Genomic DNA, 17,614 nt, shown 5'->3' on the forward strand with positions numbered 1-17,614 from the left:
TAAGCTTTTCAGCGCCGATGGTAGTAGGGGGCTTCCCCCTGTGAGAGTAGGTCGTCGCCGGGCAATGTACATATTTTTAGGGGGCTTAGCTCAGCTGGGAGAGCATCTGCCTTACAAGCAGAGGGTCAGCGGTTCGATCCCGTTAGCCCCCATTTAATCAAGCCGGCTTAGCTCAGTTGGTAGAGCAACTGATTTGTAATCAGTAGGTCGCGAGTTCGACTCTTGCAGCCGGCACCATATTTCTCATAGTATACGTTTTTTATTGTGAGCCGTTAGCTCAGTTGGTAGAGCATCTGACTTTTAATCAGAGGGTCGATGGTTCGAGCCCATCACGGCTCATTTTTTGCGGGTGTGGCGGAATTGGCAGACGCACCAGATTTAGGATCTGGCGCCGCGAGGCGTGAAGGTTCAAGTCCTTTCACCCGCATCTTATACTTAAGCGGAAATAGCTCAGTGGTAGAGCACCACCTTGCCAAGGTGGGGGTCGCGGGTTCGAACCCCGTTTTCCGCTCCAAAATTGTAGTTGCCATTATAAAGTTTCTAACGCCGGGGTGGCGGAACTGGCAGACGCACAGGACTTAAAATCCTGCGGATAGTGATATCCGTACCGGTTCGATTCCGGTCCTCGGCACCATATACTTATATAATGCGCCCGTAGCTCAACTGGATAGAGTACTTGACTACGAATCAAGCGGTTAGAGGTTCGAATCCTCTCGGGCGCACTTTCGGGAAGTAGCTCAGCTTGGTAGAGCACTTGGTTTGGGACCAAGGGGTCGCAGGTTCGAATCCTGTCTTCCCGACCATTAAGAAAATATCCAATTACTCCTTTTTATTATGAAGGGGCCTTAGCTCAGCTGGGAGAGCGCCTGCTTTGCACGCAGGAGGTCAGCGGTTCGATCCCGCTAGGCTCCACCAACTATTCTTTTGAGTAAAAGGTATGTCTGTATCTTATATTGGCGGTGTAGCTCAGATGGCTAGAGCATTCGGTTCATACCCGAAAGGTCGTGGGTTCGACTCCCTCCGCCGCTACCTTTTAATTCTGGACCTTTAGCTCAGTTGGTTAGAGCAGACGGCTCATAACCGTCCGGTCGCAGGTTCGAGTCCTGCAAGGTCCACCTATCACTATTTTTTATTATATCATGGAGGAATACCCAAGTTTGGCTGAAGGGATCGGTCTTGAAAACCGACAGGCGGGTAAGACCGCGCGGGGGTTCGAATCCCTCTTCCTCCTTTTTCATCTTAGTGATTTGTGGATAAAATAATATTATTGTCGCGGGGTGGAGCAGTCTGGTAGCTCGTCGGGCTCATAACCCGAAGGTCGCAGGTTCAAATCCTGTCCCCGCAATTAGTGGTTCCGTGGTGTAGGGGTTAACATGCCTGCCTGTCACGCAGGAGATCGCGGGTTCAAATCCCGTCGGGACCGCTTTACTCATGGCTTGGTAGCTCAGTTGGTAGAGCACTTGATTGAAGCTCAAGGTGTCGGCAGTTCGATTCTGTCCCAAGCCACCTTAATAGTAATCTGTATCTTAAGCCGGCTTAGCTCAGTTGGTAGAGCAACTGATTTGTAATCAGTAGGTCGCGAGTTCGACTCTTGCAGCCGGCACCATATTAGCGATAGCGGCGGCTATGGCGAAGTGGTTAACGCACCTGATTGTGGTTCAGGCATGCGTGGGTTCGATTCCCACTAGCCGCCTTTTTAATTTTGGATGATGCGGGTGTAGTTTAGTGGTAAAACTACAGCCTTCCAAGCTGTTGTCGTGGGTTCGATTCCCATCACCCGCTCTTTATTTTTATTGTGGGCCTATAGCTCAGCTGGTTAGAGCGCACGCCTGATAAGCGTGAGGTCGATGGTTCGAGTCCATTTAGGCCCACCATATTATTCCACAGTAGCTCAGTTGGTAGAGCAATCGGCTGTTAACCGATCGGTCGCAAGTTCGAGTCTTGCCTGTGGAGCTTGTAAGTGTTTATATTGGGGAAGTACTCAAGTGGCTGAAGAGGTGCCCCTGCTAAGGGTATAGGTCGTTAACGCGGCGCGAGGGTTCAAATCCCTCCTTCTCCGCCAGTATAAAAGATGCGAAATTTAGATTAATAATGAGGCCCGTTGGTCAAGCGGTTAAGACACCGCCCTTTCACGGCGGTATCACGGGTTCGATTCCCGTACGGGTCATCGCTGATTAAAAAGAACAATGTCATTTATATGGCATTGTTCTTTTTAATGCAAAAAATGCATAGGAGGATAGGTATGAAAAGCAATAGATTTAAATTTTGGATTTTGACAGTGGTTGTTGCTATATCTGGTCTATCACAAGGCTTGCTATTGCCGTTAATCTCTATTATATTTGAAGGCAACGGGATTTCTTCAGGAGTGAATGGATTTCATGCCACGGGGATATATATAGGTGTCTTATTAGTATCGCCATTTATTGAAGCACCATTACATCGTTTTGGATACAAACCTATTATCATTGTCGGTGGTGGTATTGTAGCACTTGCTTTATTACTATTTCCGCTATGGTTTAACCTATATTTTTGGTTTATTTTGCGATTATTGGTTGGTGTGGGGGATCATATGTTGCATTTTTCTTCGCAGACTTGGATTGGTGCAATGAGCCATCCTTCAAAGCGTGGTCGTAATATGGCTATCTATGGGCTGTTTTTCTCATTGGGTTTTGCTGTTGGACCCCAGCTTGTAAATTTGATGGAGATTAATGTGAACTTGCCGTTCTTTATATCAGGGATTATGGTTCTTATTGCTTGGGGACTTGTCTGGTTTCTTAGGAATGAATTTGTTGCTGAAAGTGCGGTTATACGTGAAATATCGTTTTTTGGAAGTTTGAAGCGTTTTTCGGATGTATTTAGGCTTGCTTGGATTTCGATGGTTCCACCTTTTGTGTATGGCATACTAGAGACTGCGCTTAATGCTACTTTTCCGATTGTGGGGCTTCGAGATGGGATTCCGCAAGCGATGGTCGTGACAATTATTTCTTCCTTTTCTGTAGGGACGATTTTATTCCAGGTTCCGATTGGTATTTTGAGTGATAGGATTGGTAGGGCGAAAGTTTTGCCGATTTTTGTTGGGGTAGGGGCCATTGTGTTTTTTGTGACGGCGTTTGTTTCTAATAGTATTTTATTGATTGTGATGTTTTTTATTTTGGGGATTTTTCTGGGATCGATGTATTCGCTTGGGTTGTCTTATATGACAGATTTGACGCCACTGGAGCTGTTACCTGCGGGGAATATTTTAGTGGGAATGAGCTTTAGTTTGGGGAGTATTATTGGGCCTTCTGCAACGGGAATTATGATTGGATTGTTCGGTAATGATGTGTTTTATTTTGTGATTACTGGGCTTCTGATTGCAGCGTTTTTAGCCTTATTTTTTGGGAATGCTCGAAAAAGTTCGACAATGGTGTGATTTTTTAGTTGACAGGAATTTCGTGGGATGGTAATATAAGTTCAATACATCGGAACTGGATGTAATTAATTTCATATAATAACTCTTATTGTGAGTGGTAGAGGGACTGGCCCTGTGAAACCCGGCAACCTTTCAGTTTTTGAAAAGGTGCTAAATCCTGCGAAGTGTGATGCTTCGAAAGATAAGAGAGTGAATACGTATCTGCAAAATTCGGATATTCGTAGCCTCTCTGGTTCTTTGCTGGAGGGGCTTTTTATATGAAAAAAATAATGAGGGAATGGTGATGTGAAATGGCGAAAGTTCAAAGTTCAAATTTAGGGTATCCGCGTTTAGGTGAGAAACGGGAGTGGAAGAAGGCGCTTGAGAATTATTGGAATCATAAGATTTCTGAAGAGCAATTACTTTCTGAAACTAAAGAATTGCGTTTACAAGCTTTGAAGAAACAGCAGGACAAAGGAATTGATTTGATTCCTGTCGGGGACTTTTCTTTTTATGATCACATTTTAGATACGAGTATTACGTTTGGGGTTGTGCCAAAACGATTTAATTATGAGGCTGGGAAAGTGGATCTTGATACATATTTCGAGGTTGCGCGGGGGAATGATGGTGCGGTTGCTTCGGAGATGACGAAGTGGTTTAATACGAATTATCATTATATTGTGCCGGAACTTGTGGATGCGAAACCGCAGTTGACGGAGAATCGGGCGTTATTTTATTATGAGGAGGCGAAACGAGAGCTGGGGATTGATGGTAAGCCGGTGCTTGTTGGACCGATTACTTATTTGAAATTAGCGAAAGGGAATGATGATTTCAAAGGGTTGCTCAGTCAGTTAGTTCCGCTTTATGGTCAGATTTTGAAGGAGTTGCAGGACGCTGGTGCGAAGTGGGTACAGATTGATGAGCCTTACTTAGCTACTAGTTTTGATAAGGAAGAGTTAGCGTTGTTTGAAGAGGTTTATTCTTCATTTAAGAAGAGTGCACCTGAATTGAAGATTGAATTGCAAACCTATTTCGAAAGTCTTGATTATTTCGAAGAGGTTGTGAAACTGCCGGTAGACGCGATTGGTGTGGATTTTGTGCATGATCATGGGGAGTCGATTGAGGCGCTTGAAAAATTTGGTTTCCCTGAGGATAAAATTTTGGCAGCTGGGGTGATTGATGGACGAAATGTGTGGCGTGCGGATTTGGATGCGAAATTGGAATTGCTTGAGCGAATTGCAAAAGTGGTTCCGAAAGAGCGTTTGATCGTGCAACCGTCGAGTTCTTTGTTGCATGTACCGGTGACGAAAGCAAGTGAGCCAGATTTGGACGAGGTATTGCTTGGTGGATTATCGTTTGCGGATGAGAAATTACTGGAATTAGTGGCGCTGACGAAGGCGTTGAATGGTGGGGATGTGACGGCGGAATTTGCAGATGCGAAAACGGCTTTAGCGGCGATTAATGGCTCGCATCACCGAAATAATGCGGAGGTTCAGGAAGCGATTCGCAATTTGGAAAATGTGGAAGTGAAGCGTGATTTACCATTTGTAGAGAGAATTAAGTTGCAACACGCGTGGTTGCAGCTGCCGTTATTACCGACGACGACGATTGGTAGTTTTCCGCAGTCGCCTGAGGTTCGGAAAAAGCGGTCGGATTGGTTGAAAAAGGTGATTACGGACGCGGAATATGAGAAATTTATTGAGGCGGAGACGGAGCGTTGGATTCGGATTCAAGAGGATTTGGACTTGGATGTGTTGGTGCATGGTGAGTTTGAAAGAACGGATATGGTCGAGTATTTTGGTCAGAAATTGGATGGTTTCCAGGCGACAAAATTTGGATGGGTGCAGTCTTATGGATCGCGCGCGGTGCGTCCGCCATTGGTTTACGGGGATGTGGCGTTTACGGAGGCCATTACGGTGAAGGAAAGTGTTTATGCGCAGTCGCTGACGAATCGTCCTGTGAAAGGGATGTTGACGGCGCCGGTGACGATTATCAACTGGTCGTTTGTGCGTGATGATGTGCCGGATTATGTGGTTGCTAATCAAGTTGGTTTGGCGCTACGTAAAGAGGTGGAGGCGCTTGAGGAGGCTGGAATTCGGGTGATTCAGGTCGATGAGCCGGCGCTACGTGAAGGATTACCACTGAAACGCTCGAGATGGCAAAAGTACTTGGATGATGCGGTTTATTCGTTCAAGTTAACGACGACTTCGGTTAAAAATGATACGCAGATTCATACGCATATGTGTTATGCAGAGTTTGAGGATATTATCGATACGATTAGCGCGCTGGATGCGGATGTTATCTCGATTGAGACGTCTCGTAGTCATGGTGAAATTATCGAAACGTTTGAGAAGGTTGGGTATGATAAGGAAATCGGATTGGGTGTATATGATATTCATAGTCCACGTGTTCCGACGACTGGCGAAATTCAAGAAAATATCCGCCGAGCTTTAAAAGTAATTGATGCGCGCCAATTCTGGGTGAATCCAGATTGTGGTTTGAAAACGCGTAAAGAGAAGGAAACGATCGAGGCGCTTCGTGATATGGTGAATGCGACGAAAGAGATTCGTGAAGCGTATAAAGTAATAAAATAATAGAAACTTTGGCGCTAGGAACGGCATGATGTTGCTACTCCTGGCGCTTTTTAAATTGATGGAGGGGATTGGAATGACAAAGTTAAAAAAAGAAACGATTGTAGCGCAAATTGGAAATCGAAAAAGTGGAGCGACTGGTGCTGTAAACATGCCGATTTATTTGTCGACTGCATACCGTCATGAAGATCTGGGTGTTTCGACTGGGTATGATTATACGAGAACGGGGAATCCGACGCGTGAGGTTCTAGAAGAGGCGCTGGCGACATTGGAAAATGGGACAGCTGGTTTTGCGACGAGTTCGGGTATGAGTGCGATTCAGCTTATTTTCACATTGTTTGCGAGTGGCGATCATATTATTTCTTCACGGGATTTATATGGCGGTACATATCGTTATTTTGAATTGATTGCGAAGAAGTATAAAATTGATTTTTCTTATTGGGAAACGACGGATATTGCTGATTTGGAAGGGTTATTGACACCTGAGACGAAGGCTGTTTTTATTGAAACGCCGACGAATCCTTTGATGGTGGAGACGGATCTCGCAGCGGTTGTTGCTTTTGCGAAGAAGCATGATTTGCTAGTGATTGTGGATAATACGTTTTTGACGCCGATTTTACAGCAACCGCTGGATTTGGGTGCGGATATTGTTTTTCATAGTGCGACGAAGTATCTTGGTGGGCATAATGATGTGTTGGCGGGTGCGGTGATTGTGAAGGATGAGGAGTTGGCGGTGCAATTGCGTGATTTCCATAATTCGATTGGTGCGGTGCTTTCGCCGTTTGATAGTTGGTTGTTGATGCGTGGACTGAAGACGCTTGTTCTGCGGGTGGAGCAGCATCAGAAAAATGCGCGAAAAGTGGCGGAATTTTTGGAAGGGCACGAGGCTGTCACGAAGGTGCTTTATCCTGGAAAGGGCGGCATGGTGAGTTTCTTGATTAAGGATGCTGCGCTTGTTTCGCCGTTATTGCGGAGTTTGGAGTTGTTTACGTTTGCGGAGAGTTTGGGTGGCGTGGAGAGTTTAATTACGTATCCGGTGACGCAGACGCATGCGGATGTACCGCGCGAACTTCGGGAGTCTTACGGTTTGACGGATGAGTTGTTGCGAATTTCGGTTGGGATTGAAAATAGTGATGATTTAATTGCGGATTTGGATCAGGCTTTTGCAGCTGTTTTGAAAGAAGGGGTGAGCGTGCATGAGTGAGGAGTTTTCTTTTAATACGAAGGTTGTGCATGCTAGCCTTGGCATTGATGAGGCGACTGGTACTCTCAATACGCCGCTTCATTTGTCATCGACGTTTCACCAGCCGGATTTTGATAATTATCATGAATTTGATTATGCAAGATCGGGAAATCCGACGCGTCAGGCTGTGGAAGAAGCGATTGCAAAATTGGAAAATGGGACGCATGGTTTTGCGTTTGCGACTGGGATGGCGGCTATTTCTGCGGCACTGTTGACGTTGTCGCAAGGGGATCATTTTATTATTTCTGGTGATGTGTATGGTGGAACGTTTCGATTGACGGAGCAAATTTTGCCGAGGTTTGGGATTACGCATACGTTTGTGGATATGGGTGATTTGGATGCTGTTGCGGCGGCGTTTCAGGAGAATACGAAGTTGGTTTATGTGGAGACGCCGTCGAATCCGTTGATGCGTGTGACGGATATTGCGGCGGTGGCGCGACTTGCGAAGGAGCATGCTTGTTATACGTTTGTGGATAATACGTTTTTGACGCCGGCTTTGCAACGACCGCTTGATTTGGGCGCGGACTTGGTTGTGCATAGTGCAACGAAATTTATCGGTGGACATAGTGATATTTTGGCGGGACTTGTGGTGACGAATAATGAGGAGCTCGCGAAACAGGTCTATTTTATGCAAAATTCGACGGGTGGCGTGCTCGGTGTTCAGGATTGCTGGTTGTTATTGCGCGGGCTTAAGACGCTTGCTGTGCGGATGAATGTAGGCACAGATTCAGCGCAAAAACTGGCGGAATTTTTGCAAGGGGATGATCGGGTGAAAGAGGTTTTTTATCCTGGTTTGGCTAGCCATCCGGATTATGATATTCAGCAGAAACAGGCGGATTCGGCGGGCGCGGTTTTGTCATTTGACCTCGGTAGCGAAGAGGCAGCGCGCCAGTTTGTGAATCATGCGAAATTGCCGGTGTTTTCGGTGAGTTTGGGCGCTGTGGAGAGTATTTTATCGTATCCAGCGAGGATGTCGCATGCGGCGATTCCAGAAGAAGAACGGTTGAAACTTGGTATTACGCCAGGATTATTGCGCTTTTCGGCGGGGCTTGAGGATATTGCGGATGTTATCGCGGACTTCGAACAAGCGCTTGCTTATACAGTGGAAAGGAGTGCTCGTTGATGAATTTACGCCGCGATTTAAGTGAAAAAGTTTTAATTGCTGATGGTGCAATGGGTACGCTGCTTTATTCTTACGGGGTTGACCGTTCCTTTGAAGAGTTGAATTTATCACATCCAGATGATATCGTTGCGATCCATCGGGCTTATATCGAGGCTGGGGCGGATATTATTCAAACCAATACGTATAGCGCGAACTATATTAAGTTATCGCGATATGGTTTGCAAGATGACATTAAAAAAATTAACCAGGCGGCTGTGCGGCATGCAAAAGAGGCGGCGCGCGGGACTGGGGTATATATTTTTGGTACAATCGGCGGGATTAATGGGGCGAATGATGCGCGAATTGCGGCGCCGAGTTTGGAAGAGATTAAGCGTAGTTTCAGGGAGCAATTGTATTGTTTGTTGCTTGAAGGTGTGGATGCGATTTTGCTGGAGACGTATTATGATCTTGAGGAACTAAAAACGGTGTTAAAAATTACACGTGAAACGACGGACTTGCCGATTGTGGCGAATGTGTCGATGCATGAACCGGGGCTTTTGCAAAGTGGGCAAACGTTGGCATCCGCATTACAGGAATTGGCGGATTTGGGAGCGGATGTTGTTGGCGCGAATTGCCGACTTGGTCCGTATCACATGACCAAAGCGCTTGAGAGTGTGCCGTTGCTCGAAAATGCTTATTTGGCAGCTTATCCGAACGCTAGTTTACCGCAGATGGATGAGGGAAAAGTCGTTTATCAGACGGAAACGGATTATTTTGAGCAGTATGGTGAGATTTTCAGGCAGGAAGGTGTGCGTTTGATCGGTGGTTGTTGTGGTACGACGCCGGATCATATTCGGGCGCTACGACGAGGCTTAAAATCGATCAAACCGGTGACATCAAAAGTGGTTCATCCGATTTTGGAATTGGCGGAGTTGGATGCGGCGGAGGACGCGGGTGTGCGGCTTACGGATAAAGTGAAGGAGCAGTATACGGTGTTGGTGGAGCTTGATCCACCGCGGACATTTGATACCGCTGAATTTTTCGAAGGAGCGCAGAAGCTTGATGCTACGGGTGTGGATGCGATTACGATTTCGGATAATTCGCTTGCGACGCCTCGGATTAGTAACATGGCGCTGGCGGCGATTTTGAAGCAGGAGTATGATATTCGGCCGCTCATTCACTTGACAACGCGGGATCATAACTTAATCGGGATGCACTCGCATATCATGGGCTTTCACAAGTTGGGGATTCAGGATGTGCTGGCTGTGACGGGAGATCCGAGTAAGGTTGGCGATTTTCCAGGTGCGTCATCGGTGTTTGATTTACGATCGGTGGAACTTGTGCAGTTGATTAAGAAGTTCAATGATGGGATTTCCTATACCGGGAAATCGTTGAAGGAGAAGGCACGATTCCAAGTGGCGGCTGCGTTTAATCCGAACGTGCTGAAGCTAGATAAGGCGGTGCGTTTGATTGAGCGTAAAGTAGAATATGGTGCTGATTATATTATCACGCAACCGATTTATGATACGGAAAAAGCGGTACAGCTGAAAGAAGCGCTGGTTGATGCTGGGATTACGGTTCCTGTTTTTGTTGGTGTGATGCCGTTACTTTCGAGTCGGAATGCTGAGTTTCTGCATAATGAAGTTCCAGGTATTCGTTTGACGGATGAGGTGAGGGAACGGATGCGGGAAGCGGATAAAAGCGGGACTGGGCGCGAAGAAGGTATGGCGATTGCGAAGGAAATTCTCGACGCGATTTGCGAACATTTTAATGGCGTTTATATTATTACACCATTTTTGCATTATGATTTATCGATTGAATTGACGAAGTATGTGCAGAGTAAGGCACAGGTTATTGAAATTAGTTCGCAAAATTAAAAAGAACCAGCAGACCATCGACGGTTTTGCTGGTTCTTTCTATGCTTTAAAAATCGACCATATTCGCGCTTAGTAAGCTAATCAAAAATGCGATTGCTAGTAAAATTCCGAAGAACGTGAGAGCTTTACTCGTTGCTTTCATCGCAGGAACCATCGTAATCGGAACGCTTTTACCGATGAAGCGGCGAACGGCTTTGATGGCTTCTGGAGCGCTTAGTAGGATAATTAGAATCCACGGAGTCGCTTCCACTGTGAAGATCAGCGCGATTTCCCATACGTACGCGAAAATGAAGGCTGACGTGAAGAGGATAAGTGCTCCTTTTCGACCTAGTAAAATCGCGAGTGTGAGGCGTCCGTTTGCTTTGTCGGGCTCTAAATCGCGGATGCTGTTGGCGAGCAACAAGTTACCGACTAGTACCATCACTGGAATCGAAACGTAGACGATGAAGGAACTGATAAATCCGGCTTGGATATAGAAGGAAATGAATGTGATAATACCTCCCATGAAAAAGCCAGCCATGATTTCGCCGAATGGTGTGTAGGCAATCGGGTATGGTCCGCCGGTGTATAAATAGCCGACAATCATCGAGATAATACCGAGTAGGCCAATCCACCAATTATTCACGTCCATACATAAGTAAATACCGCCTAGAATGGCTAATACGTATAGAAAAATGGCTAGGAATAAAATAAAGCCTGGTTTCATCCCGTTTCGAACAATTGCGCCACCGTTTCCTACTGTATGCTCATCGTCTTGCCCTTTTTTGAAGTCGTAGTATTCGTTAAATAGGTTGGCAGAGGTTTGAATGAGGAAACACGATATTAGCATGACTAAAAAGCGCGTAAAATGAAAACTTTCGTAGCTCATTGCGACGGTGGTTCCTAAAAATACTGGGACAAAAGATGCAACCAGTGTGTGTGGACGGAGTAGCATCCACCATTTATGGAATCCAGAATGTCTTACAATAGCTGATTTTGTGCCGTGTGCCATTAGTTTCTCTCCTTTTATAAAAGCTTTGTACTTGTACAATTTTAGGCAATGTTACCTCATTAGTCAATGAATATAGGAGATTTCTTTTTCAATTGGCTTTGGGGAGTGTTTTTTCGGGAGTGTCCGGAGGTGTACAAATGCGCTTCTTTTGTTATAATGATGAGGTGAGTTGAGGCAATGAAGGAGAGATGAATTATATGAGTTTAACATTGCCGATAGAGCTATTTGAGCAGGCAAAGCGGACGATGGTTTCGCAAAATGAGAATGTGTTATTGAGCTGGGTGACGGAGCTAGAAGAGGGCTCGGCGAAGCACATATTTGATCAGGCAAGTGGAGCTTTTAAGGGGGAACGTTTCTTCTGGCAAAATAAGGAGCGAACGTTGCGTCTTTCTGGGCTCGGTGCGATGGATCGGTTGAAGGTAGAGCGCGGTCAGGATCGTTTTTTGGCGTTACATACGAGAAAAGAGCAGGTGCTTCGGCAGACGGTAACGAACAGCGAGGAAATGGCTTGTGGTGCTGTATATTTTGGTGGATTTAGTTTTGATGATGAGCATGATACGTCGCCAGAATGGGAAAAGTTTGGCGAAGGATTTTTTTATTTACCGCTTTTCTTGGTGACGGAGAAGGATGATCGTTGTTATTTATCGGTGAACATTTGGCTTTCGGCGGACGATGTGTATTCGAAAGTGGAGGCTGTGATGGCGCAGTGGGATAAGATTGCGGCGGCGGAAGTTACGGCTGATCCTGAGGTTGCTTGTATTTTGGAGGAGCGCTTGGCGGAGGATACTTGGTTGCGGGCTGCGACGGATGTTGTGACGCTACTTCAAGAAGCGCCGGATATGCAAAAAGTGGTGCTGGCTCGGCGAATGCGACTTGGTTTTGATGGCTTTCTTTCGAGTAGTCGGATGATCGCGCATATGGAGGAGCAGCAAGGGAATAGTTATTGTTTCGTGCTCGAAAACGGGACGAGTACTTTCTTTGGCGCGACGCCGGAACGTTTGTTGTTGGCGGACGAGGCAAAATTGGAGTCGGCTTGTGTGGCGGGTTCGATTGCTCGTGGGGACACGGAGAATGCGGATGCGATTCTTGGGTCGACGTTGCTCAATGATGCGAAAAATTTAGCGGAGCACCATTTTGTTGTGGAGATGATTAAGGCGACGATGGAGCGCTTTTGTGAGGATGTGCAGGTTTCGGCGAATCCGGTGTTGCTTAAGAATCGGGATATTCAGCATTTGTATATGACGGTTTCGGGACGGCGAAGCGAGGCGAGGATGTTGGATGTGTTACGTGCGCTACATCCGACGCCAGCGCTTGGTGGTTGGCCGCAAAGAGAGGCGATGACGGTGATTCGTTTGAAAGAAGAGATGGATCGCGGTTTTTACGGGGCTCCAATTGGTTGGATTGATCCGCTTGATCGTGGTGAATTTGCGGTCGCGATTCGCTCGGCGCTTGCGATAGATACGAATGCTTTGCTATATGCTGGATGCGGAATTGTGGCGGATTCGGTGCCGGCAGAAGAACTTGCGGAAACGGCGATTAAGTTTCAGCCGATGTTACGGGTATTAGGAGGTAAAGTACATGAACGAACATAGACAGGTCATGACGGAATATTTGGCGGCTTTTGTAGAGGAATTGGTGCAGGCTGGCGTGAAAGAGGCGGTTATTAGTCCAGGTTCGCGCTCGACGCCGATTGCTTTATTGATGGCTGAACATCCGACGTTAAAAATTTATGTGGATGTGGATGAACGCTCGGCGGGATTTTTCGCTTTGGGTATTGCGAAGGCTTCGAAAAGACCGGTTGTATTATTATGTACATCGGGAACGGCAGCGGCGAATTATTTTCCAGCGGTGGCTGAGGCGAATTTATCGCAAGTTCCGTTGCTTGTTTTGACAGCGGATCGGCCGCATGAGTTGCGAAATGTTGGGGCGCCGCAAGCGATGGATCAGGTACGCCTGTTTGGATCGCATGTGAAGGATTTTACGGATATGGCATTGCCTGAGAATTCGACGGAGATGTTGCGTTTTGCAAAATGGCATGGCTCGAAGGCTGTGGATATTGCGATGAATGCGCCACGTGGGCCTGTTCATTTGAATTTTCCATTGCGTGAGCCGTTGATGCCGATTTTGGAGCCGTCGCCGTTTGCGGTTACGGAGAAGAAGCGTCGTCACGTGCATATTTATTATACGCATGAGGTGTTAGAGGATGCGGTTATTGCACAGATTACCCGAGCTTGTGCTGGGAAACGTGGCATTTTTGTGGCGGGTCCTTTGGATAAAAAGGCGTTTTCACCAAAATTGGTGGCGCTCGCGGAACAGATTGGTTGGCCGATTTTGGCAGATCCGTTGTCGCAATTGCGTAGTTATGGTGCGTTGAGTGATGCGGTGATTGACCAGTATGATGCGATTTTGCAGGAGGAAGTGGCGCGCGAGGCGTTGCGTCCGGAAGTTGTGATTCGCTTTGGGTCGATGCCGGTTTCGAAGCCGCTCATGAAGTGGCTCGAGGCTTTGGAGGACGTGATGTTCTACGTTGTTGACCCAGGCGCGGCGTGGAAGGACCCGATTAAAGCGGTGACTAACATGATTCATTGTGACGAGCATTTCTTGGTTGGCGCGCTTACCGACGGCTGGCAGGAGAAGACTGAGCGTGACTGGATGGAAACTTGGCAACAGCTGAATGCAAAAGTGAAAACGGTCATTGAGACGCATATGTCGACGCTTGACGTGCTTGATGAAGGGAAACTCGTGTATGATCTTCGCGAGTGGATTCCTGAAAAGGCTGGTTTGTTTATTGGAAACAGTATGCCGATTCGTGATATTGATACGTATTTTGCGCAAGTGGATAAACAGGTTCGGATGCTTGCGAATCGTGGCGCAAACGGGATTGATGGTGTGGTTTCTTCGGCGCTTGGTGCTAGTTTGACGGAGCAACCGATGTATTTGCTGATTGGGGATTTGTCGTTTTATCATGATATGAACGGACTTTTGATGGCGAAAAAATATGGGCTGAATTTGACGATTATTGTGGTGAATAATAATGGTGGCGGGATCTTCTCATTCTTACCGCAGGCGTCAGATCCAAAGTATTTTGAGTCGTTGTTTGGAACGGGGACGGATCTTGATTTTCGCTATACGGCTGCGCTTTATGAGGGTGATTTTCATGAGGTGGCGGATTGGGATGAGTTCCATGATGCGCTTGATCGGGCTCATTTCCACAAGGGGCTGGATATTATTGAGGTGAAGACGAATCGGTATGAAAATGTGGATGCTCACCGGGTGTTGTGGGATACGATTAAGACGGCGATTCGGTTGGAGTTGAAGTAAGATGCGGATTCGGGGCGTGGATTACCATGTTGTGGAGATGAATACTGGTGGGGCTTCGCGGGGAACATTGTTGCTGCTCCATGGCTTTACGGGATCGCATGCGACGTATGATGCGGTTTTGCCGATTCTGTCTGCGGATTGGCATTGTGTGACGGTGGACTTGTTGGGGCATGGCCAGACGGATGCGCCGCTTGATGCTTCGCGCTACGAAATAGAGGAGCAGGCGGCGGATTTGATAGCGATTTTGGATCAGTTGCCTGTGCAGCGGGCTTCGGTGCTTGGTTATTCGATGGGGGGCAGGCTTGCTCTAGGGCTTGCAACGCGGTACCCGGATCGGATTCAGACGCTCGTTTTGCAGAGTGCTTCACCGGGTTTGGCATCGGAACAAGAACGCACAGCACGAATGTTGAAAGATACGGCGCTTGCTGATAAAATTAGAACGCAAGGCGTTGCGGATTTCGTTGCGGATTGGGAGTCGTTGCCGCTTTTTGCGACGCAGCGTTATCTCTCGGAAGATGCGCGGGATAAGGTTCGCGCGGAACGTTTGAATCAGCGGGCACAAGGCCTAGCTGGGAGTCTTGGCGGAATGGGGACGGGTGCGCAGCCTTCTTTTTGGGAGGAGTTGCCGGCGCTTCAGATTCCGACTTTACTTTTAGCGGGGCAAGAGGATCAGAAATTTTGCGGGATTGCGTTGGAAATGAAAACGGCGCTTCCTGATGCAAAATATATTACTTTTTCAAATGCGGGACATACGATTCACATCGAGCAACCGGAAGCTTTTGGTTACGCGGTCCGCAATTGGTTACGAATTAGAGGAGGAACGAAATAATGGGTTTTGAATGGAAAAAAGAGAAGGATTATACGGAAATTAAGTACGAAACATACGAAGGAATCGCGAAAATTACGATTGATCGCCCGCAAGTACACAATGCATTTACGCCAAAAACGGTCATTGAAATGATTGATGCATTTACGATTGCGCGTGAGGATTCGAAGGTTGGCGTGATTATTTTAACTGGAGAAGGCGATAAAGCGTTTTGTTCTGGTGGAGATCAGAAAGTTCGTGGAAATGGTGGTTATGTTGGTGAGGACAATATTCCGCGCTTGAACGTGCTTGATTTGCAGCGTTTGATTCGCGTGATTCCGAAACCGGTTATCGCGATGGTTGCTGGTTGGTCGATTGGTGGCGGAAACGTGTTGCAACTTGTGTGTGATTTGACGATTGCGGCGGATAATGCGAAATTTGGTCAAACGGGGCCGAATGTCGGTAGTTTTGATGCAGGTTATGGTTCAGGCTACTTGGCGCGCGTGATTGGACATAAGAAAGCGAAGGAAGTTTGGTTCATGTGTCGTCAGTATACGGCGGATGAAGCGCTTGAAATGGGCTGGATTAACACGGTTGTGCCTCTTGCTGAGCTTGAGAATGAAACGGTTGCTTGGGCGAAGGAAATGTTGAAGAAGAGTCCGACAGCGCTTCGATTTATTAAGGCGGCATTCAACGCGGACACAGACGGTTTGGCTGGTATTCAGCAGCTGGCTGGTGACGCAACGCTTCTTTACTATACGACGGATGAGGCGAAAGAAGGACGTGACGCGTTCAAAGAAAAACGTGACCCAGACTTCGATCAATTCCCGAAATTCCCTTGATTGTTGGTGAAAAATGATGGAACTAACCAATTGGTTGGAAAAACGAGTGCGGCTTTCTCCCAGGAAGACCGCGCTTGTTTTTGATGATAAGCAGGAGACTTTTTTAGAGATTTATGCAGCGGTGCAAGAAGTGGCTGGGAAATTGGCATCGTTCGGTGTTCGGGAGGGGATGTATGTTGCCCTCCTCGGTAAGAATGATCGGGAGACGTTTCTGATGATTCATGCGTTGCAGCAGCTGGGTGCGCGGACGGTGTTCTTGAATAATCGGTTGACAGCGACGGAGATTTTGTTTCAAACACGAGATGCGCAGGTGGAACGGTGTTTTTATACGGATGTATTTGTGGGAAAAGTGGACGGAATCCAAGCGACTTCCTTTACGGCTGTGATGGGTGCGCCGATTTTGGATGTCCCGCTTGTATCCTATTTTGCGATGGAAGATGTGGCTTCGGTCATGTATACGTCGGGTACGACTGGGCAGCCTAAAGGCGTGATGCAGACGTTTGGGAATCATTGGTGGAGCGCCACTGGCTCGATGCTGAATCTTGGTTTGCAGGCAGGAGATAGTTGGCTTTGCGCGGTGCCTATTTTTCACATTAGTGGTCTGTCGATTTTGATGCGCTCGGTGATTTACGGGATTCCGGTTTATTTGGAGGAGCATTTCGACGAGGCTCGGGTCGATGCCTTTTTGCGAAGCGGTGAGGTGACGATGATTTCGGTGGTGACAACGATGGCGCAGCGGTTGCTGGATGTTTTTACAACGCGATATCATCCGAATTTCCGCAGTATGTTGCTTGGTGGAGGTCCGGCGAACCAATCGATGCTTGAGGCTTGTTTTGAAAAAGGAATTCCACTGGTGCAATCGTTTGGCATGACAGAAACGGCTTCACAAATCGTGACGCTACCTCCAGAAGATGCCCTTTTAAAAATTGGTTCGGCAGGAAAACCCTTATTCCCAGCAGAAATCAAGATAAGTGAACATGGCGAAATTTTGCTAAAAGGGCCTTCGATCATGGCTGGATATTTGCATAATGATTTGGCGACAAAGGCAGCATTTGACGAGAATGACTGGTTTCAGACCGGCGATGTTGGCTATTTAGATGACGATGGTTTCCTATTTGTTCTGGATAGGCGCTCCGATTTGATTATATCTGGTGGTGAAAATATTTATCCAACCGAAATCGAGCATGTTTTGATGGCACACCCGAATGTTGTAGAGGTGGCTGTGGTCGCTGCATCGGACGAAAAATGGGGAGAGGTACCTGTAGCTTTTATTGTGGCAAATGAGGCTATGGACACAGCGTTACTTTCCGAATTTTGTCAGCAAAGACTGGCTAAGTTTAAAATACCACGTCAATTTCATTTTTTAGAAGAGCTCCCAAAAACCGCATCACAAAAAATTCAGCGTCACCTTTTAAAACAATAGCATACAAAAATGCCGAGCGTTTCGTACA

11 protein-coding genes, 22 tRNA genes and 1 riboswitch are annotated in these 17,614 nt (G+C 47.0%); of the genes, 32 read left to right on the forward strand and 1 reads right to left on the reverse strand.

The features are described from left to right. Positions 1-79: 79 nt before the first annotated feature. From HCJ66_RS09265 to HCJ66_RS09395, 27 genes are all read left to right on the forward strand, one after another. Positions 80-152: transfer RNA gene (locus HCJ66_RS09265), tRNA-Val, on the forward strand. Between the two features lie 9 nt (positions 153-161). Next, positions 162-237, forward strand: a tRNA-Thr gene (locus tag HCJ66_RS09270). A gap of 29 nt (positions 238-266) precedes the next feature. Beyond that, positions 267-339 (forward strand) — tRNA-Lys (locus tag HCJ66_RS09275). 6 nt (positions 340-345) lie between these two features. After that, positions 346-427: transfer RNA gene (locus HCJ66_RS09280), tRNA-Leu, on the forward strand. A gap of 12 nt (positions 428-439) precedes the next feature. Next, positions 440-514 (forward strand) — tRNA-Gly (locus tag HCJ66_RS09285). A gap of 31 nt (positions 515-545) precedes the next feature. Next, a tRNA-Leu gene (locus HCJ66_RS09290) sits at positions 546-634 on the forward strand. Between the two features lie 14 nt (positions 635-648). Beyond that, positions 649-722: transfer RNA gene (locus HCJ66_RS09295), tRNA-Arg, on the forward strand. Between the two features lie 4 nt (positions 723-726). Beyond that, positions 727-803: transfer RNA gene (locus HCJ66_RS09300), tRNA-Pro, on the forward strand. A 36-nt stretch (positions 804-839) separates the two neighbouring features. Continuing rightward, positions 840-915, forward strand: a tRNA-Ala gene (locus HCJ66_RS09305). A 40-nt stretch (positions 916-955) separates the two neighbouring features. Beyond that, a tRNA-Met gene (locus tag HCJ66_RS09310) sits at positions 956-1,029 on the forward strand. A 12-nt stretch (positions 1,030-1,041) separates the two neighbouring features. Further along, a tRNA-Ile gene (locus HCJ66_RS09315) sits at positions 1,042-1,115 on the forward strand. Positions 1,116-1,141: 26 nt separating this feature from the next. After that, positions 1,142-1,231 (forward strand) — tRNA-Ser (locus HCJ66_RS09320). 40 nt (positions 1,232-1,271) lie between these two features. Beyond that, positions 1,272-1,345: transfer RNA gene (locus HCJ66_RS09325), tRNA-Met, on the forward strand. A 5-nt stretch (positions 1,346-1,350) separates the two neighbouring features. Further along, positions 1,351-1,423 (forward strand) — tRNA-Asp (locus HCJ66_RS09330). A 10-nt stretch (positions 1,424-1,433) separates the two neighbouring features. Beyond that, a tRNA-Phe gene (locus tag HCJ66_RS09335) sits at positions 1,434-1,506 on the forward strand. Positions 1,507-1,530: 24 nt separating this feature from the next. After that, a tRNA-Thr gene (locus HCJ66_RS09340) sits at positions 1,531-1,606 on the forward strand. A 14-nt stretch (positions 1,607-1,620) separates the two neighbouring features. Continuing rightward, a tRNA-His gene (locus tag HCJ66_RS09345) sits at positions 1,621-1,693 on the forward strand. Positions 1,694-1,711: 18 nt separating this feature from the next. Further along, a tRNA-Gly gene (locus HCJ66_RS09350) sits at positions 1,712-1,782 on the forward strand. A 15-nt stretch (positions 1,783-1,797) separates the two neighbouring features. Next, a tRNA-Ile gene (locus HCJ66_RS09355) sits at positions 1,798-1,874 on the forward strand. Positions 1,875-1,880: 6 nt separating this feature from the next. Further along, positions 1,881-1,953, forward strand: a tRNA-Asn gene (locus HCJ66_RS09360). Positions 1,954-1,971: 18 nt separating this feature from the next. Further along, positions 1,972-2,062: transfer RNA gene (locus HCJ66_RS09365), tRNA-Ser, on the forward strand. A gap of 33 nt (positions 2,063-2,095) precedes the next feature. Then, positions 2,096-2,167: transfer RNA gene (locus tag HCJ66_RS09370), tRNA-Glu, on the forward strand. A 75-nt stretch (positions 2,168-2,242) separates the two neighbouring features. Beyond that, positions 2,243-3,412, forward strand: coding sequence for an MFS transporter (locus HCJ66_RS09375; RefSeq protein WP_187132885.1), 1,170 nt, complete (start codon positions 2,243-2,245; stop codon positions 3,410-3,412). An 82-nt stretch (positions 3,413-3,494) separates the two neighbouring features. After that, positions 3,495-3,600: riboswitch (SAM riboswitch) on the forward strand. A gap of 102 nt (positions 3,601-3,702) precedes the next feature. Then, positions 3,703-5,985, forward strand: a complete 2,283-nt coding sequence (gene metE, locus HCJ66_RS09380; RefSeq protein WP_187132886.1) for a 5-methyltetrahydropteroyltriglutamate--homocysteine S-methyltransferase — start codon at positions 3,703-3,705, stop codon at positions 5,983-5,985. A gap of 73 nt (positions 5,986-6,058) precedes the next feature. Next, the gene (locus tag HCJ66_RS09385; RefSeq protein WP_187132887.1) at positions 6,059-7,186 is read left to right on the forward strand and encodes an aminotransferase class I/II-fold pyridoxal phosphate-dependent enzyme; all 1,128 of its coding nucleotides are present in this window, start codon (positions 6,059-6,061) and stop codon (positions 7,184-7,186) included. Beyond that, positions 7,179-8,348, forward strand: a complete 1,170-nt coding sequence (metC, locus tag HCJ66_RS09390) for a cystathionine beta-lyase (RefSeq protein ID WP_187132888.1) — start codon at positions 7,179-7,181, stop codon at positions 8,346-8,348. Before HCJ66_RS09385 ends, metC begins: the two co-directional genes overlap by 8 nt. After that, entirely contained in the window at positions 8,348-10,204 is a 1,857-nt protein-coding gene (locus HCJ66_RS09395; protein ID WP_187132889.1) for a bifunctional homocysteine S-methyltransferase/methylenetetrahydrofolate reductase, read from the forward strand. The genes metC and HCJ66_RS09395 overlap by 1 nt, the downstream gene beginning before the upstream one ends. Positions 10,205-10,250: 46 nt before the next feature. On the opposite strand, the gene HCJ66_RS09400 is transcribed toward HCJ66_RS09395, so the two are convergent. Further along, positions 10,251-11,195: a 1,4-dihydroxy-2-naphthoate polyprenyltransferase gene (locus HCJ66_RS09400; protein ID WP_187132890.1), complete on the reverse strand. Its 945-nt coding sequence runs from the start codon at positions 11,193-11,195 to the stop codon at positions 10,251-10,253. A gap of 197 nt (positions 11,196-11,392) precedes the next feature. Between HCJ66_RS09400 and HCJ66_RS09405 the strand changes: the two genes are divergently transcribed. The 5 genes from HCJ66_RS09405 to HCJ66_RS09425 are packed head-to-tail and all read left to right on the forward strand — an operon-like array spanning position 11,393 to position 17,586. Further along, positions 11,393-12,787 carry an isochorismate synthase gene (locus HCJ66_RS09405; protein ID WP_187132891.1) on the forward strand — a complete coding sequence of 465 codons (1,395 nt, stop codon included), beginning with the start codon at positions 11,393-11,395 and terminating at the stop codon, positions 12,785-12,787. Continuing rightward, the gene (menD, locus tag HCJ66_RS09410) at positions 12,774-14,516 is read left to right on the forward strand and encodes a 2-succinyl-5-enolpyruvyl-6-hydroxy-3-cyclohexene-1-carboxylic-acid synthase (RefSeq protein WP_187132892.1); all 1,743 of its coding nucleotides are present in this window, start codon (positions 12,774-12,776) and stop codon (positions 14,514-14,516) included. The genes HCJ66_RS09405 and menD overlap by 14 nt, the downstream gene beginning before the upstream one ends. A 1-nt stretch (position 14,517) precedes the next feature. Beyond that, entirely contained in the window at positions 14,518-15,345 is an 828-nt protein-coding gene (gene menH, locus HCJ66_RS09415; protein WP_187132893.1) for a 2-succinyl-6-hydroxy-2,4-cyclohexadiene-1-carboxylate synthase, read from the forward strand. Then, a complete protein-coding gene (gene menB, locus HCJ66_RS09420) occupies positions 15,345-16,163 on the forward strand; it encodes a 1,4-dihydroxy-2-naphthoyl-CoA synthase (RefSeq protein ID WP_187132894.1) in 819 nt (272 codons plus the stop codon). The genes menH and menB overlap by 1 nt, the downstream gene beginning before the upstream one ends. Before the next feature lie 16 nt (positions 16,164-16,179). Continuing rightward, a complete protein-coding gene (locus HCJ66_RS09425) occupies positions 16,180-17,586 on the forward strand; it encodes an o-succinylbenzoate--CoA ligase (protein ID WP_187132954.1) in 1,407 nt (468 codons plus the stop codon). The last annotated feature ends 28 nt before the right edge of the window (positions 17,587-17,614 follow it).

This window comes from Paenilisteria portnoyi (assembly GCF_014322795.1).
Lineage (GTDB): Bacteria > Bacillota > Bacilli > Lactobacillales > Listeriaceae > Listeria_A > Listeria_A portnoyi.

Excerpts from the sequence above, each read along its gene's own strand:
- HCJ66_RS09375 (WP_187132885.1), top strand. The coding sequence starts at position 2,243 with ATGAAAAGCAATAGATTTAAATTTTGGATTTTGACAGTGGTTGTTGCT.
- metE (WP_187132886.1), top strand. The coding sequence starts at position 3,703 with ATGGCGAAAGTTCAAAGTTCAAATTTAGGGTATCCGCGTTTAGGTGAG.
- HCJ66_RS09385 (WP_187132887.1), top strand. The coding sequence starts at position 6,059 with ATGACAAAGTTAAAAAAAGAAACGATTGTAGCGCAAATTGGAAATCGA.
- metC (WP_187132888.1), top strand. The coding sequence starts at position 7,179 with ATGAGTGAGGAGTTTTCTTTTAATACGAAGGTTGTGCATGCTAGCCTT.
- HCJ66_RS09395 (WP_187132889.1), top strand. The coding sequence starts at position 8,348 with ATGAATTTACGCCGCGATTTAAGTGAAAAAGTTTTAATTGCTGATGGT.
- HCJ66_RS09400 (WP_187132890.1), bottom strand. The coding sequence starts at position 11,195 with ATGGCACACGGCACAAAATCAGCTATTGTAAGACATTCTGGATTCCAT.
- HCJ66_RS09405 (WP_187132891.1), top strand. The coding sequence starts at position 11,393 with ATGAGTTTAACATTGCCGATAGAGCTATTTGAGCAGGCAAAGCGGACG.
- menD (WP_187132892.1), top strand. The coding sequence starts at position 12,774 with ATGAACGAACATAGACAGGTCATGACGGAATATTTGGCGGCTTTTGTA.
- menH (WP_187132893.1), top strand. The coding sequence starts at position 14,518 with ATGCGGATTCGGGGCGTGGATTACCATGTTGTGGAGATGAATACTGGT.
- menB (WP_187132894.1), top strand. The coding sequence starts at position 15,345 with ATGGGTTTTGAATGGAAAAAAGAGAAGGATTATACGGAAATTAAGTAC.
- HCJ66_RS09425 (WP_187132954.1), top strand. The coding sequence starts at position 16,180 with ATGGAACTAACCAATTGGTTGGAAAAACGAGTGCGGCTTTCTCCCAGG.